Below are 15438 nucleotides of genomic sequence, written 5' to 3'. Positions count from 1 at the left end.
TAATTTGTTTTTATTTTAGAGGATATAAAAAGGGAGGTCAAAGCCTCCCTACTCATAATTTATTTATTTCGATATATCGATTAAAGCTTATATCCAATATTTAGTGACCAGCCTAGGCCATCATAATCAATATCGTTCTCTTCACCAATAAAGACATAACTTGCACCAATTGTTGCATCTAGTCTTTTTGTGCGATAACCAAAATCACTTTTTAAACTCACATTAGAAGTATCATTTGATATACCTGGAGCATTCTCTGCAGAGTAATTAATACCTGGAGTAATATAGAAGTTTGAACCTACTAAGAACTCTGCATCGAATTCAAAGAAAAGCGCATTATAATTATTTCCATCTAATGCATTATCATTAACATTTAGGTAATTTCCAAACTCGTATGTGAAGCTACCATCAATTTCAATTCCATTAACAACTTTTGTCATACTACTAAAGAGAGCGAAACGTTTTCCTACAGTTAAGTCACCAGAACCTTCTGTCATTAATTGCACTCCTGCCTCAACACTATTTTTAGCATCCTGCTGACCAAAGCCCGCACTCAAAACAAAGAATCCACCTTTTGTGTTAGAAGTTTTATTTTCAACATATTCAACAGAACCACCTAAAACCTTGTCTTTTACTTTAAGACTTCCACCTGCTGCAATAACGTTTTCATCTGTTGAAATATCTAATTCGGACTTTGTATAGCCAATCCCTAGAGTTAGCTTATTATTTACTTGGTATCCACCAAGGAATGAAAAATTAGTTGCATGGTTCTTTACACCTTCCACATCATAGGTAGGAATATCCATATTAAACTGGCCACTAAAGCTATTAGTCGAAAACCCGCCTAAAATCCCTGGAGAGCTTTGTTTGATTTCAACTGCTGGAGTCGCATCACTTTTAACACTTAAGAATTCATACTTGATAGCGGTAAAGTTTCTTTTTTCTTGAGAGACAGAAATAACCGAAGTGTTTAAGCTTTTACCATCACGAGAAATTTCAGGAAGAATAAAATTTGCAGATACACTAGCACTAATCAGTGAAAGAGTAATAAGTATTAAAAATGTAATCGATTTCAACTAAAGCTCCTAGGCGTATATGTTGTCATCGATTATACAACTGTAAAAGGGAGATGAAAATCTCCCTTTTACAAATAGGTATTAGATCATAATTAGTTTTTAAAATAAGTAAGCAACATTAATCTTCCATGCCATTTCATCATAGTCAGCAATTCCGACCTCACCCATTAAAGCATAATCAATACCGAATGTAGCATCAATCATATTTGCTCGGTATCCGAAATCTGCAGATAGATCTAATTGATCGGTATCTGTTCCATTATTATCTGTAGTTGTGTACTCTATACCTGGTGTAATATAAAACATTCCACCAACCATGAACTCAGCATCAATATTTAGATGTAACTCAGAAAAATCTCCACCAGCAACAGTAAAGTCACCAGTTGTATAATCGATATCTCCGTCAATTTCCATTTCACCTATAATCATTGTCGTACCAGCAAATAACTTCGTTCTAGAAGGAGATGTTACTGCATCATCTTTCTCCTCTAAATCGAATTGAAGACCTGCTTCCCAAGACATTGCAGTTTCATTTGAGCCTACACCAAATATAATTCTACTGTGAGAACCATCAGCAGAACCAGTATCTTCATCAACAATGCTAAATGATGCACCAATTATAAAATTATTCATATTATATGATGCCGCTATTTCAATTGTAGAAACTTCATTATTAGGATCAGTGTCTATCATCTGATACCCAAGCCCTAGAGCGAATTCTTTATTTAATCTAAAGCCGGCCTTAATATCGTAAGTCGTAAAATCAGTGTCAGCTGCACCTGTATCAACATTACCAAAATCGAGATCGGCCTCAATAGAAAGCATTTTATTTGACCAGCCTCCAAATATATCAAAATTAGTCGTATCGATTTCGCCACCTGCATCAGGCTCAAACGTAGTAGAGTTATATTCTGCTGCTATAAAAGATCTCATCTGTTGTGTTACTGCAATTGTTGAATCATTTTTAGTTTTACCATCACGTGATATTTCAGGAACAATCGTGTTTGCAAATACTGCTGATGTTGTAAGCCCAACTAAAGTTGCCGCCATAAATGTTTTATTCATTTCTTCCTCCATTAAATTTGTATATGCAAATTTTCAACTAAGAAGAAAAAAATAAAAACTTAAATTAATTAAAAAAAAAAAACTTAGACGGGTGTGGATTCTATATTTACAACTAAGAGTTTCATTCAATAATGAGCTACTTAATTTTGCAAAGACTGTACCCGAAGGCTCTCTTCGTGGTCGCCTCTGGGTTGAATTGCGTCATCCGCTCCTGCGTTTTTTTGCAAAGTAATTCATTCAATAAATAGTAAGCGAGATTGCATAGTTGCTTACCCGACTCGTCCCTTCCTGGGACTCGCTGGGTTGAATTGCGTCATCCGCTCCTGCGGATGCACGCAAACAAAAAGGGAGGCATAAGCCTCCCTTCACGTATATTCTAAATTTTAAAATTAAAATTAGAAGTTGTAAGCTACGTTAACTTTCCAAGCCATTGAATCAAAGTCAACATCGTTAGACTCAGCCATTACAGCATAGTCAATACCAAAAGTTGCATCGATCTTGTTAGCTCTGTAACCAAAGTCAGCAGATAGATCAAGTTGGTTAGTTTCTGAACCATCATTATCTTCGCTTGTGTAGTTAAGACCTGGAGTGATGTAGAACATTTTCCCTACTAGGAATTCAGCATCAAAGTTAAGCTCTAGGTTAGTGTAGTCACCACCAGCAGTTGCAGAAGCATCACCAGTTGTATAAGAAAGATCACCGTCTAATTCGATGTTGTTAACAACTTTAGTCATACCAGCAAATAGTTCAAATTTTGAACCTACATCTAGATCAGTATCTTCTTCCATTGTGTAAGTAAGACCTGCTTCCCAAGACATATTGTTAGCGTTTGAACCAACACCTACTGTAAGAGTGTTGTATGAACCGTCTGTACCAGCATTATCTTCTTCAGAGTTAATTGCAAAAGAAGCACCGATTACTAGGTCATTCATATTGTATGAACCAGCGATTTCTAGTTTTGTTTGCTCATCATCATTAGCTGTATCTTGAGACATCATTGTGTATCCAAGACCTAGAGCAAAATCCTTGTTGATTCTATATGCAGCTTTTACACCATATGAATCATTATCAGTATCGGCAAACTCACCCATGTTGATATCTGCTTCAACAGAGATCATTTTGTTTGACCATGCACCATAAACATTCATGTTAGTTGTATCAACTTCTGATGAACCAGCAGCGTCAGACTCTGTTGTTTTTGAGTTATACTCACCAGCTACGAAAGTTCTCATTTCACCAGTAGTAGCGATTACTGAATCATTTTTAGTTTTTCCATCACGTGAAGTTTCTGGAACGATTGTGTTTGCAAATGCTGCAGAAGAAAGTACTGCCATTGCGATAATACCTGTCATTTTTTTCAAAACTTACTCCTTGTTTTGTTTTATTTAAACTAGCGTTCTAGTTCGATTTTAAAAATAATTTACTAAATTATACCCTTTTTGTTTTTGTGTGCAATTTTTTTTTACTTTTTTTTAAGAAAGGCCGTGGTTATGCTTCCACGGCCTTCTGTATATAATCAAAAATTTTAAAGTTGATTAGAAGTTATACTTCATAGCAACTCTTGAATCAGTGTCTTCACCGTTTGAACCAGTGTAAACATCAATATCAACAGTTTTATAAGTAAGAGTAGCACCTACTGCAACTCTTGTTGTATTTTCAAAAGAAGCATCACCATTTGTGTAAGATCCATTATAGTCAGCAACAACAGCTGATGCTAAAATATTAGTTGATCCGCCTGTCGCATTTGCAAGGTCAGTAGATTTTGCATTTGAATAAATAGACTGAGAAACAGAACCTCTTAGAGTTAACCAATCAGTTGCTTTAGTTTCAGCACCAATAATAACTGGAAGATTCATAGTTTCTAGCTTTGCTTTACCAGGAGCAGCATTAACTTCTACATTGATCATTTGGAATGCAGTTCTTACGAAAACCATTCCACCTTCAACTTTGTATTCTTTACCTGCTCCAAGATCTAGACGAGAAAGATCTCCATCTTCAGCACCTAAGCCTCTTTCTTGATCCCATGTAAATGTCTTATATGAACCATAAAATTTAGTGTCATTATTGATTGTGTAAGAACCACCAACTTGAACACCAAGTGTTCCATCAAATTTATTACCTGTCGTTTTATTCTCTGATTCTGAGTTAAGAGAGATATTTGTATATGCATCCCAATTGTCTTTATTAACACCAAGCTTAACTGCCATTGCACTATCTTCATGCACATGGAAAGTACCTGGTGCCGGAAGACTTTCAACATTTCTTTCTGAGGAAGCGTAAACAAAAGAAGCACCCCAGTTCACACCGGCTTTACCACCAATGAAAAGCTCTACTTGATTATCAGATGTAGCAAGATAGCCTCCTGATGCTGGCGCAGATGCAAGAATTCTTAGAGATGATGAAATATTTGATTCATTTCCAAGGTAAAGACCATATGTGAAGTTCCCCATTTTCTTAAAGAATCCACCCATTGCTTTTGGATCACCATCAGTATCAAGTGTTGATGCTCCAGAACCAATTCCCTCTGAGCCATATTCAAGTACAACCATGTCACCAAAGTTGTTTACAAATGATGCGTTAGTAAAGATGTAACGATCATCCATTGTGTAGTAGTTGTCTTCAACTTCATCACCAAGAGCAAGAAGTCTTGCTTTTGTTGCGTAAGCGCTTGTACTTAAAAGTGCTAGCGTTGCTGCTCCTAAAAATACCTTTTTCATATTCCTCTCCTTGAGTGAGTAAAATCCTTGAGTTTAAAAATTAAACCCTTCTAATAAATGTTAGTTCTTAAATTTTCAAAGGAGTTGGGATGAATGTCAACACCCCGAAATTGCTAAAGAATTCGCAACTCCGGAGTATTGATAAGTATTTTTTATTTTATCTTTGCTTGGACGGCCACACCACGTGCGAGAAATTTTGACGACATCCAAGAATCTACGAACGTAACATTTTTTGTCGCCGCTTGCTTCAAAGGAGCGTTAAAACTAAAGAAGATTAGATGATCTTCATTTAGGGTTCCATCTGCAATTGAAGAATCGTCAATATCTGGACAATAAGAATAATCTCTTAAAACCACGCGCTCCTTTGACTTATTCTCATCAAAAGCGTCAAAATTCTTAGCCAAGTTTTTCTTCAAAAGATTGATTTTTTTAGAAATATCTTCCTCTGAACTCTCTTCTTTATCGACAAAAGTGACAAATTTAGCAGTTTGAGCATAACCTTCGCTCTCTGATTCACAGATTTCACCAATAAAATGTCCCCAGTCGTGGGTAAACGAAAGTGGAAAGAAGTAAGTCTGCTCTGCTTCCTCATCCTTTGTAATCTTCTCTTCTAAATCTAAGTGAACATATAAAGAGCATGGTGTTGTCGTGCTTTCACAAAATTCGATAAATTCACTAGAAAGCGTTTTCTTTTCTTGGAAAAGCTCTAAGAATTTAGATGGAGACTCTCCCCAGTAAAGATTTTCACATTCAATAATTAGCCCATTTGTTAGGCATACTTTCCAGAAGGCCTGATCAATTAATTCTTCAGGAGTTGTGCGGAAAATTTCTTTGATTCTTAGGCCGTAATTTTTTTCTTTAATTCTCTCAAGAAGCCCTTCTTTCTTAAGTGAGGGAAGGATTTGAGAAGGTGATAATTGAATATGATTATCAATATAACTTTCTTCTCCCCAAAGTAGTGGCATTGGCTTTGTACGTGAGCCAAAAGCATGAAATTTTGAGTCTTTATAAAAACAAGAGCCACTAATTTGAGCTTCTTCAACTAAGCCTAGCTCTTTAAAGATTGAAATATTTTCTTCACCGCGAATTAATGATGGCCCCATCAGTTTAAAATTATCTTCAGTAATTTCTTCCTCTGAAAGAAGCTTCACACTTGTCGCATCTAAGTTATTTAAATGGTCAAATAAATCGATCGCAAAGATATCATTTCCAACAATTAAATTTTTAATAAATGTTTTCTCTTCTTGTTTAACTTCGACTTTTTTAAGCTTTAGAATATCGCTATAGGCCATGTACCAAATTCCTTGTGTGTTGTGTTTGGCAATACAATAGCTTATTTTTTTTGGAATTAAAATAGCGAAACCACGCATTAAAGCGTGGTTCCAGATATTTTTCACTATTTTTTTCTTACATTTTTTTAGATTATTTAATGACGAGTCTATCACCTGCTCTTATTTGTCTCTTCTTAATAATGTTTAAGTTAGAAACAATAAGCGTATCAAGACTAACTCCAGTTTTTCGTGATACTGACCACAGAGAGTCACCACGTTGAACTGTATAGTATTTAGTTGGATTACTAATTTTCTTTCCACGTTGTTTAGCTAGGCGAATACGATTGCGATACTTTCTCTTCCTCACTACTGACTTACGTGGTTTATCGTAAAGGTCAGCATACATATTATCTTTTTTACTCTGACCAATTCTGAAAGGTAGCGTTACATATGATCCACGTTTAACTCTAGAGCGATGAGAGCGGTAATCATCATTTAGCCAAGTAAGAACTTCTTTATCCTTAATCTTGAACTTTCTTGCAACATCATCAAGTCGAGTTCTTTTTCCTCTTACGCGGTACTTTTGAAAAACGTCCTGACTTGCAACGTAGTTCTTCTGTGTACAACAAGCGGCCCACTGTTCTCTTTTTCCAACAGGAACTCTTAGAGTATAGGTCTTATGAGTTGGTGGCGTAAACCATCTTTGAATCTCAGGGTTTAAGTAGTGTAGATCATCAAATTCAACATTTAAGTCTTTTGCTATTTCAAATAAGTCAGCTCCACCTGGAACAGAAATCTCTTGAAAGTCTAAAGGCTCATGCCAATCGATTTCTTCAAAACCAAATGATTTAAGGTTCTTTCCGATAATCGCAAGGGCCATAATTTTTGGAACATAGTTTTTTGTTTCTGGCTTAAGGTAGCGTCCCTTTCTAATTTTCCAAAAGTTCTTTGTACGGTAGCGGCGAATCGCACGAGACATCTTCCCTTCACCAGCATTATACGAAGCAGCAGCAAGTTCCCAAGAACCAAATTGGTTAAATAGCTTTCTTAGGTATTTTGAAGCTGCATATGAAGATTTAATTGGGTCACGTCTTTCGTCAACGTACCAATTAACTTCAAGTCCATAACGACGTCCAGTATATGGCATGAACTGCCAAGGGCCGACTGCTTTTGCCCAAGACTTTGCCTTCGTTTGAAAACCAGACTCGGCCATTGCTAAGAAAATTAAATCCTGTGGAAGTCCGTTGTCTTTTAAAACCTTAGAAAGTATTGGTGCATACCTTCCAGCTCTCGCAGAGTACCTTTCAAAGAAACCACGGCCACGAGTAGTAAAATACTTAATCCATTTTTTTACAGCAGCATTGTAAACAACAGGAATATCAAAATAATTATTCTCAAGGTTTAAGTGCTCAGCTCCATATAGGAAGTATGTCTTAAGTTCGTGAGATGTTGGATGTTCGATCTTTGCAGACCCTACAATTTGATCACTTGAGAACTCTGCACCGTGCTTAGCACTGCGTGCAATGATCTTCTCTTCTGAGAACTCCGCATCAGCTTCGATTTCCGTATCTGTTTCAACTATTTCAGAAATGTCCTTCGGGCTCGGGACATCTTTCTCAACAGAGATACATGAAAAGAGCAGTTGGGAGGCTACCAGTAAAATTAATCCATTAATTCTCATCGATCATCCTTAACTATATGTGTATTCAGCGTTCATAAATATTAGAGAACCCTAAATTTAGGGTTCTCATATTTTTTCAAATTGTCATGTCTGAGTCAACGAGGAAAAGATTTTTTCGGTTAAGTTCCGCACTAAAATCAATAGTTTGTATTGTTTACTCTTTATTTCTTAGCATCGAGTCAACAACAACTGTTCCCATGGCATCACCAAATACATTAACAGCTGTTCTGAACATATCCAGAATTCTGTCAACGGCCAGGATAAGACCGATCCCCTCAATAGGAAGACCAACGGCCGAAAGAACAATCGACATTGTAATGAGTCCAGCTCCAGGAATCGCAGCAGCACCAATGGCCGCAAGAGAAGCTGTCATAAAAATAATTATTTGTTGTGTAAGACCTAAGTCATAGCCATATGCTTGTGCAATAAAGATGGCCGCAACTGATTCATATAAAGCAGTCCCATCCATATTTACAGTCGCACCTAGAGGTAGAACAAACTTTGCAGTGTCCTTATCAACACCAAGATTCTCTTCAACATTCATCATCGTAATTGGTAGAGTTGCCGCAGAAGAAGCTGTCGAGAATGCCGTGATAATAGCTGGTCCCACACCTTTTAATATTTCGAAAGGAGAAGTCTTACTACGAATACTTCCTACAATTAGAAGGAAAATACCATGGCATATAAGACCTAAGATTACTGTAACCATATATTTTGAAAGTGAAATAATCGCACCAAAACCAGACTTAGCAAGGACGCCTGTCATTAAAACAAAAATTCCGTAAGGTGCTAAACTCATCACCCCCATTGTTAGTTTATTTGAAAGGGCCTCTAGAGCACCAACAACTTTAACAAATGGCTCACTATCTTTAGGAATGAATAATGCAGTCATTCCCATTAAAATAGAGAAGACAATTACCTGAAGGATATTACCATCGGCCATTGAGCCAAATGGATTAGTAGGTATAGCGCCTAGAAGAACTTCCTTAATTGAAGCAAATAATGATGCCCAACCACCAGAGCTACTTGCAACCTTAGATTGCATCGCCTCTGATAAGCCTTGTACTCCGGCGGCTCCAAGGTCTGCACCAACGCCAGGATTGATTAGATTTACAAAAATGATACCAAATAAAACCGCAATACATGTTGTCACAAAGTAGTATGCAACAGCTCTTACACCCATTCGACCTAGAGATTCAGGAGTTCCTAAGTGATACATCGCCATAAAGATTGAAGAGAAAACAAGAGGAATAATTACCATTTTTAAAAGGGAGATAAAGGCATCTCCAATAGGAGAAATAAATTTTACATATTCACCCTTTCCAAAATAATGTAACAGAAGACCCAAAATTAATCCGAGCACCATTGCAATACCAATCTTCTGCGCTTCCTTCTTTGCTGCTGGTTGCATTAAATTCCCCTTTTAACTATAAAAATTCAAATCGTTTAAAATAACGTATGGTTGAAAAAAATCTTAACAAAATTCTAACATGTTCATTTATTCTCTTATCATTTTGCATATTTATCAATCCGGCAAAAGCTAAGGTAGAAGAACCAAATTACGATTTTACTTTCGATAAATTCAAGCCTTTCCATCCTGGACAAAAACTGTCAGATATAAAAAAAGACTACAAAGCAATTAGGCTTATTAATGATAAGAAACCAGTGGCAACATATGAAATTCAAATTCGCCACCAAAGTTACTTCTTTCCCGTTTTTATTCATGTTCGAGATGAAATCGTTTTAGATTTCTATGCAAGACTTCCCAATTATTTTCTTCACAATACTTTTCACCAGTCACTGATCAATCGCTATGGTAAGCAGGATAAATTCATCAATAATGACGGCACATCGGTCTATATCTGGAACGATGAAGCCGGACTTGCCATAACATATTCAGGAGCATGTACAATTACATGCTTCCCGATATTCATTCATATGATAAAAAAAGATGATGTGAAAATTAAGGATTCTTTTCTCATTAAACTTTTAAAAAATTAATTTAGCTCTTTTGCTATATCGTTGACTGCAAACTTATAGCTCATAATATTCTTGGCAAGAGTGGCCACAGCTTGTCTTGTTGCCATTGGCATTCCGTTGGCGCCAAAGTAGGCCGAATGAATTGCTAGAAATGCTTGAGCATCTTCAAATCTCATTCTTACTGGCCCCAACTTATGAAGGGCATCTTGCTTGATGAATATTTCAGATTTTCTAAGCTTATGAACTTCACTCATCGTAAATATATTCTGATTACGGTAATCAATATAGATCACCTCACCTTTTACCTCGGCCATACGACCTAAGATGATTCCTTGCTTAGTTTTGTGTCCCCAAAGTCCAATTATGCCCATTGGTGCCAACGCCCATGTAAGAAAGCGATTAATTACCACTCGACTTTCAAATTCTCTTTCAGTGTGACCAAGTTCAGGAAATGTTCCCATTATCCACTCATTTGAAGCTAAAGAGAGAACAATCATGGCCATATTCTTATAGCGGTAGACATTATAGCCTGGCTTTTGAACAATAGACTCTTTGCCGTACTTATCGTTATCAAAATTTGATCTAATTTGAGCGGCAACCATTGGTGTAGCCTCATCAATTGTCATGACCTTGGCCATCTGATTAGACGCTAAATTTTGTTGGGCCAGCTCACTCTCTTTTTCACCTAGTTCGGTAAAATTCATGATTTGTAAAAATCCCGCGATCTCAGGATCGAACTCCGCAACGCGCAGTCTAATATAAACAGGCAGGGCCTGTTCCTTAGCATATTGATAATATGTGTATTTTTCATTACTTACAGATTGCATTAGAGCCTCCATTCAACTTAATTTTTCGGTATTTTCTCCGACAAAATAAGCTCGGAGGCACTTCCGCTTAGCGCTAGGCAAAAAATCCTCAAATAAAGGAGTGTAATTGCGTCTTAGTCCTTGACAACAGGCCCAATTATTAATAAAAATCCTAGTTTCATAAAGTTAATTTCAGTCCGAGGGAAAAAAGAGTTCGCGATATAATATAGCAACCCCCAAAGACTGCCTTTCATTAGGAGAAAGTATGTACGGAGTAGTAGAGATCTCAGGTCACCAGTACAGAGTAGAAGCTGGTATGACTATTGATGTTCAGAAATTAGATCAAGAAGCTGGTTCAACAGTAGAGTTCGACAAGGTTCTATTTGTTGGTGGTGAAAGTGCAAAAGTTGGTGCTCCAACTGTTGCTGGTGCTAAAGTTGTTGCTGAAGTAGTAAGACATGATCGTTCAAGAAAAGTTATCGTTTCTAAAAGAAAGCCAGGTAAGTACATCAAGAAGAACGGACACAGACAACACTTTACAACTTTAAAAATCAAAGAAGTTAAAGCTTAATTAATTATCAATTTTAGGAGTTAGATATGGCACACAAAAAAGCCGGTGGTTCAACAAGTAACGGTCGTGATTCAAACCCAAATATGTATGGTGTTAAGAAGTTTGGTGGTGAAGCAGTTGTTCCAGGAAACATCATTGTAAGACAAGCGGGATCTAAGTTCCACGCTGGAAAAAACGTAAAAGTTGGAAAAGACTTTACTCTATTCGCTACGAAAGAAGGTAAAGTTCAATTTGGTTTCTATAACAAGAAGAAACAAATCGTTTCTGTTGTTGAAGCTTAATTAAAATTACCATTTTACGCTATTAATTAGTTGTAAATATTAAAGGGAGCCTATACATAGTGCTCCCTTTTTTTATATAAGACCTTATTATGAAATTTATCGATGAAGTTAAAATTACACTTATTTCCGGAAGCGGAGGAAACGGATGCGTAAGCTTTCGCCGTGAAAAATATATTCCATTTGGTGGACCAGATGGAGGTGACGGTGGAGATGGCGGAAGTATCTATTTTGAAGCAGATGAGGGAATGAACACTCTTGTTAACTTCAGAGGAAAAAAGCACTACCGTGCTCAGCATGGGCAACAAGGTGGTGGCCGTCAAATGTGTGGAGCATTTGGGGATGACCTCACAATCAAAGTTCCGATAGGGACAATTGTTCGAAATGTGGAAACAAATCAAGTTATTGCGGACCTTACTGATCACGGTATGCGAATTATGGTTGCAGCTGGAGGACGTGGTGGTCTTGGAAACTTAAATTTCAAAACTGCGACAAACCAGGCACCAAGAAAAGCTACTGCCGGAAAGGAAGGTGTTGAACTTGAAGTAGAACTTGAACTTCGCCTACTTGCAGACATTGCTCTTGTTGGACTGCCAAATGCTGGGAAATCGACTCTGATCTCATCAATTTCAGCAGCAAGACCAAAGATTGCTGATTATCCATTTACGACACTTGAACCAAATCTTGGAGTTGTGACTCTAGGAGAAGATGACTCATTTGTTGTTGCCGATATCCCAGGGCTAATTGAAGACGCTTCTGAGGGGAAAGGTCTAGGGATTAAATTCCTTAAACATATTGAAAGAACAAAATCTCTTGTTCACTTAGTTGATGTTTCTTGGTGTCTTGATGAATACGAGGCATTTGAGCAATACGTAATTATTCGCCAAGAATTAGGTCGCTATAGTGAAGATCTTTTAAATAAGAAAGAGCTTATTTGTTTAACAAAAATTGATGCTATGACAGATGAAGAAATTAAGAAGTTCCAAGACTTCTTTGAAGCACAAGTTGATAGAAAGTGTCTTCCGATCTCTTCAGTATCTGGACTGAATATAGACTTATTAAAATCTTTAATGCTTAAAACGATAAAGGACTAACCAATGTCACAAAATGAATTTATCACAAAAAATGTAGATGAAATTGCAGATAATTCAAAACTAGAATTTCCTCTAAATATTGCAATGGCAAGTGCTTGGATTCTTGGAAACTTTAAAGGTATCAACCTTAAAGTTCTTGATATGAGAAAAACTACTGCTCTTGCTGATTACTTCATTCTTGCTTCTGCAACAAACTCTTCAATGGCAAATGCTATGTCTGATGAGATTGCAAAGCAAATGAAGAGAAAAGGACAAACAGTCATCTCTAAAGAAGGTCTACACCAACAAACGGATTGGATTCTAATTGACCTTGGTGACATCATTGTTCATATCTTTGATGAGTCAGCTCGTGAAGCTTACGATATTGATAATTTATGGTCAGTACCAACAGTTGAAATTCCAAATGAGTACTATTACTCTTCTGAAGAAGCTGCAGCATCTGCAGACTCAGATAAAGGTTACTTCTAGTAATCCATGAAAGACAATCACGTTATTGTCATTGGGAAGTTAAAGGATAAGCATCTTATCGCGCTTGAAAGTGAATACTTAAAGCGAATTAACTTCCCAAAACTTCACATCCACGAATGTAAAGGCCATCAAGAAAATATCGATCTTGAACTAAAAGAACTTCTAAATAAAGTCGAATCTATAAAAGCTAAGTTTGGAAACCAACATATCGTTGCCATGACTGAGCATGGGAAAACTTGTGATAGTGAAAAGCTAAGTAAGTTTATCTATAATGTTATTGAAACTCAGCAAAAAGGTGTTTGCTTCTTAATCGGTGGAGCGGCAGGCTTTCCAAAAGAATTTCTAAAGACAGTTGATTATCAACTCTCCCTTTCTCCAATGACATTCCCTCATAAAATTGCACGACTTGTTCTTATTGAGCAAATATATCGAGCGCAGACGATCAAGCAAGACCACCCTTACCATAAGAACTAAAAGATTTAATTAGAAACGCCAATGGCCTTCTTAATTCGTCTTAGGTTCTCTTGAGCAATTGGACGAACCTTTGCAGCACCTTCAGCTAGAATCTTATCAATTTGAGATTTATCGGCCATAAGAGCATCGTATTTTCCACGAGCTTCTTTCATCTCACGATTTACGATTTCAAAAAGCTCAAGCTTAGCATAACCCCATCCAATTCCTTCTTGGTAGCGTTTTGCTAAGGCATCTTGCTCTTCTTTGGTAGCAAAGAATTTATAGATATCAAAAATTAAAGAATCATCAGGATTCTTTGGAGCCTCTGGTGGAGTTGAGTCTGTCGTAATCTTATTAATCATCTTCTTTAATTTCTTCTCAGGAACAAAACAAGGAATATGATTACCATATGACTTACTCATCTTACGGCCATCAAGACCAGGAAGCAGCTTCACTTCTTCCTTACTTACAATAGCTTCTGGAAGTGTTAGGAGATCACCATATTTATGATTAAAACTTGAAGCGATATCACGGGCAATCTCGATATGCTGAAGTTGATCCTCACCTACTGGAACATAATTCGTATTCATAAAAAGAATATCTGCGGCCATAAGAACAGGATACGAGAATAGGCCTATATTAATTCCAAAGTCCTCATCACGATTCTCTTCAGCATTTTTATCTTTTTTAGCTTTATATGCGTGAGCACGGTTCATTAAACCCTTAGAAGCAAAACAAGAAATAATCCAGTTAAGTTCTGTAATCTCAGGAATGTCACTTTGCTTATAAAGAACGGCCTTTTCAGGATCAAGACCTGCTGCTAACCAAGTTGCAGCAACTTCGTAAATATCGTTACGTAAAGTCTCACCGTCATGAACTGTAATTAGCGAGTGATAATCCGCAATAAAAAAGTATCCATTCATTTCAGAATTCTTCACATTTTCAATTGCTGGTTTGATAGCGCCAATATAGTTTCCTAAATGTGGCATTCCTGTTGGTTTAACACCAGTAAGACAAATTTTCTTTTTACTTGAGTCACTCATTTTAAAAGCCTAATTATAAAAGTTCACAGTCCTTTATAGCTAATATTTACACAAAAAAAAAGGGCCCTCTGCAGGCCCTTTTCTAACAAAATATCTACTCTTTTAATTATCATATTTTACAACTGAAGAAGATTCCATTAGTTCAGTTAGTAGCTCAATTGAAAACTCCAATGCTTGATCACCGTATGGAATTGAAGAATTGCCTTGGCAAAATTTGGACTGTTTAACTAGTGAAGCACAAATTCTCATAACCTCAGCAGTACCATCAAAAAAGTCCGCTTCATCTTCCGTCGTCACAATATGGGCCATCAGCATATTAATTGTTTTAATCGCGCGAAGTTGTGCAGGTGTAAGCTCTGTAGTATCGATATCAATCGTTAGCTTGCTATGATTTTGCATTTCCATCTTCTAAACTCCAAAAATTTTATTTTTTAACATCCCTCATACAGAGTTCATATCGGAGCGTCTTCTAGAAATTTTAGTAATTTATGTCTGACAAATTTAATTTGACATAAGACCTTTCTGATAATATATTGATTTTACTTTGTCGCGGGGTGGAGCAGTTGGTAGCTCGTCGGGCTCATAACCCGAAGGTCGTTGGTTCGAATCCAGCCCCCGCAACCAATTCCTTACTTAAAAAATCCAGTCATTTACCATATATACCGTCATTTAAAAACTGGCGCTAACGCTTGTTTTTAAATTTTGCATATTAAGCTCCTCAGCGTCATAAAGCTTCGCTTCATGAACGCAGGGACAACCCGCAACCAATTCCTTACTTAAAAAATCCAGTCATTTACCATATATACCGTCATTTAAAAACTGGCGCTAACGCTTGTTTTTAAATTTTGCATATTAAGCTCCTCAGCGTCATAAAGCTTCGCTTCATGAACGCAGGGACAACCCGCAACCAATTCCTTACTTAAAAAATCCAGTCA

General features: G+C 36.9%; 16 protein-coding genes and 1 tRNA gene. 7 read left to right on the top strand and 10 right to left on the bottom strand.

The genetic code is table 11. The annotated features are described in order from the left end of the window. Window positions 1-80: 80 nt before the first annotated feature. From M902_RS01505 to M902_RS01475, 7 genes are all read right to left on the bottom strand, one after another. Window positions 81-1076 (bottom strand): hypothetical protein, encoded by a 996-nt coding sequence (locus tag M902_RS01505; protein ID WP_021266358.1) that lies wholly within the window; start codon window positions 1074-1076, stop codon window positions 81-83. Between the two features lie 99 nt (window positions 1077-1175). Further along, window positions 1176-2141, bottom strand: coding sequence for a porin (locus tag M902_RS01500; RefSeq protein ID WP_021265973.1), 966 nt, complete (start codon window positions 2139-2141; stop codon window positions 1176-1178). 395 nt (window positions 2142-2536) lie between these two features. Further along, a complete protein-coding gene (locus M902_RS01495; RefSeq protein WP_040313729.1) occupies window positions 2537-3493 on the bottom strand; it encodes a porin in 957 nt (318 codons plus the stop codon). A gap of 183 nt (window positions 3494-3676) precedes the next feature. After that, complete coding sequence (locus M902_RS01490; RefSeq protein ID WP_021265755.1) at window positions 3677-4858, bottom strand: hypothetical protein; 1182 nt, start codon at window positions 4856-4858, stop codon at window positions 3677-3679. A gap of 152 nt (window positions 4859-5010) precedes the next feature. Next, window positions 5011-6255, bottom strand: a complete 1245-nt coding sequence (locus M902_RS01485) for a hypothetical protein (protein WP_156979688.1) — start codon at window positions 6253-6255, stop codon at window positions 5011-5013. Between the two features lie 25 nt (window positions 6256-6280). Beyond that, on the bottom strand, window positions 6281-7810 hold the full coding sequence (locus tag M902_RS01480) for a lytic transglycosylase domain-containing protein (RefSeq protein ID WP_021266427.1): 1530 nt from the start codon (window positions 7808-7810) through the stop codon (window positions 6281-6283). A gap of 154 nt (window positions 7811-7964) precedes the next feature. Continuing rightward, window positions 7965-9221 carry a dicarboxylate/amino acid:cation symporter gene (locus M902_RS01475; RefSeq protein ID WP_021266463.1) on the bottom strand — a complete coding sequence of 419 codons (1257 nt, stop codon included), beginning with the start codon at window positions 9219-9221 and terminating at the stop codon, window positions 7965-7967. Between the two features lie 47 nt (window positions 9222-9268). On the opposite strand from M902_RS01475, the gene M902_RS01470 reads away from it, so the two are divergent. Then, window positions 9269-9811 (top strand): hypothetical protein, encoded by a 543-nt coding sequence (locus M902_RS01470; RefSeq protein ID WP_021266240.1) that lies wholly within the window; start codon window positions 9269-9271, stop codon window positions 9809-9811. Here the strand turns inward: M902_RS01470 and M902_RS01465 are convergent. Next, entirely contained in the window at window positions 9808-10617 is an 810-nt protein-coding gene (locus tag M902_RS01465) for a hypothetical protein (protein WP_021266144.1), read from the bottom strand. The two genes, M902_RS01470 and M902_RS01465, sit on opposite strands and share 4 nt — an antisense overlap. Before the next feature lie 244 nt (window positions 10618-10861). Between M902_RS01465 and rplU the strand changes: the two genes are divergently transcribed. The 5 genes from rplU to M902_RS01440 all read left to right on the top strand — a co-directional run bounded on the left by rplU (window position 10862) and on the right by M902_RS01440 (window position 13481). Then, window positions 10862-11167, top strand: a complete 306-nt coding sequence (gene rplU, locus M902_RS01460) for a 50S ribosomal protein L21 (RefSeq protein ID WP_021266313.1) — start codon at window positions 10862-10864, stop codon at window positions 11165-11167. Window positions 11168-11193: 26 nt separating this feature from the next. After that, a complete protein-coding gene (gene rpmA / locus M902_RS01455) occupies window positions 11194-11448 on the top strand; it encodes a 50S ribosomal protein L27 (RefSeq protein WP_021266471.1) in 255 nt (84 codons plus the stop codon). An 89-nt stretch (window positions 11449-11537) separates the two neighbouring features. Continuing rightward, on the top strand, window positions 11538-12539 hold the full coding sequence (gene obgE, locus M902_RS01450; protein ID WP_021265791.1) for a GTPase ObgE: 1002 nt from the start codon (window positions 11538-11540) through the stop codon (window positions 12537-12539). Between the two features lie 3 nt (window positions 12540-12542). Then, window positions 12543-13007 (top strand): ribosome silencing factor, encoded by a 465-nt coding sequence (gene rsfS / locus M902_RS01445; protein ID WP_021266482.1) that lies wholly within the window; start codon window positions 12543-12545, stop codon window positions 13005-13007. 6 nt (window positions 13008-13013) lie between these two features. Next, window positions 13014-13481 (top strand): 23S rRNA (pseudouridine(1915)-N(3))-methyltransferase RlmH, encoded by a 468-nt coding sequence (locus tag M902_RS01440; protein ID WP_021266211.1) that lies wholly within the window; start codon window positions 13014-13016, stop codon window positions 13479-13481. 5 nt (window positions 13482-13486) lie between these two features. Here the strand turns inward: M902_RS01440 and M902_RS01435 are convergent, their stop codons facing one another. Together M902_RS01435 and M902_RS01430 are read right to left on the bottom strand one after the other, a co-directional pair. After that, window positions 13487-14503 carry a tryptophan--tRNA ligase gene (locus M902_RS01435; protein ID WP_021266275.1) on the bottom strand — a complete coding sequence of 339 codons (1017 nt, stop codon included), beginning with the start codon at window positions 14501-14503 and terminating at the stop codon, window positions 13487-13489. Window positions 14504-14605: 102 nt separating this feature from the next. After that, the gene (locus tag M902_RS01430; RefSeq protein WP_156979687.1) at window positions 14606-14902 is read right to left on the bottom strand and encodes a hypothetical protein; all 297 of its coding nucleotides are present in this window, start codon (window positions 14900-14902) and stop codon (window positions 14606-14608) included. Between the two features lie 149 nt (window positions 14903-15051). Between M902_RS01430 and M902_RS01425 the strand changes: the two genes are divergently transcribed. Continuing rightward, a tRNA-Met gene (locus M902_RS01425) sits at window positions 15052-15127 on the top strand. Window positions 15128-15438: the final 311 nt, after the last annotated feature.

It is taken from the genome of Bacteriovorax sp. BAL6_X, from assembly GCF_000443995.1.
Taxonomy (GTDB): Bacteria; Bdellovibrionota; Bacteriovoracia; order Bacteriovoracales; family Bacteriovoracaceae; genus Halobacteriovorax_A.
This window is presented reverse-complemented; position numbering and strand designations above follow the sequence as displayed.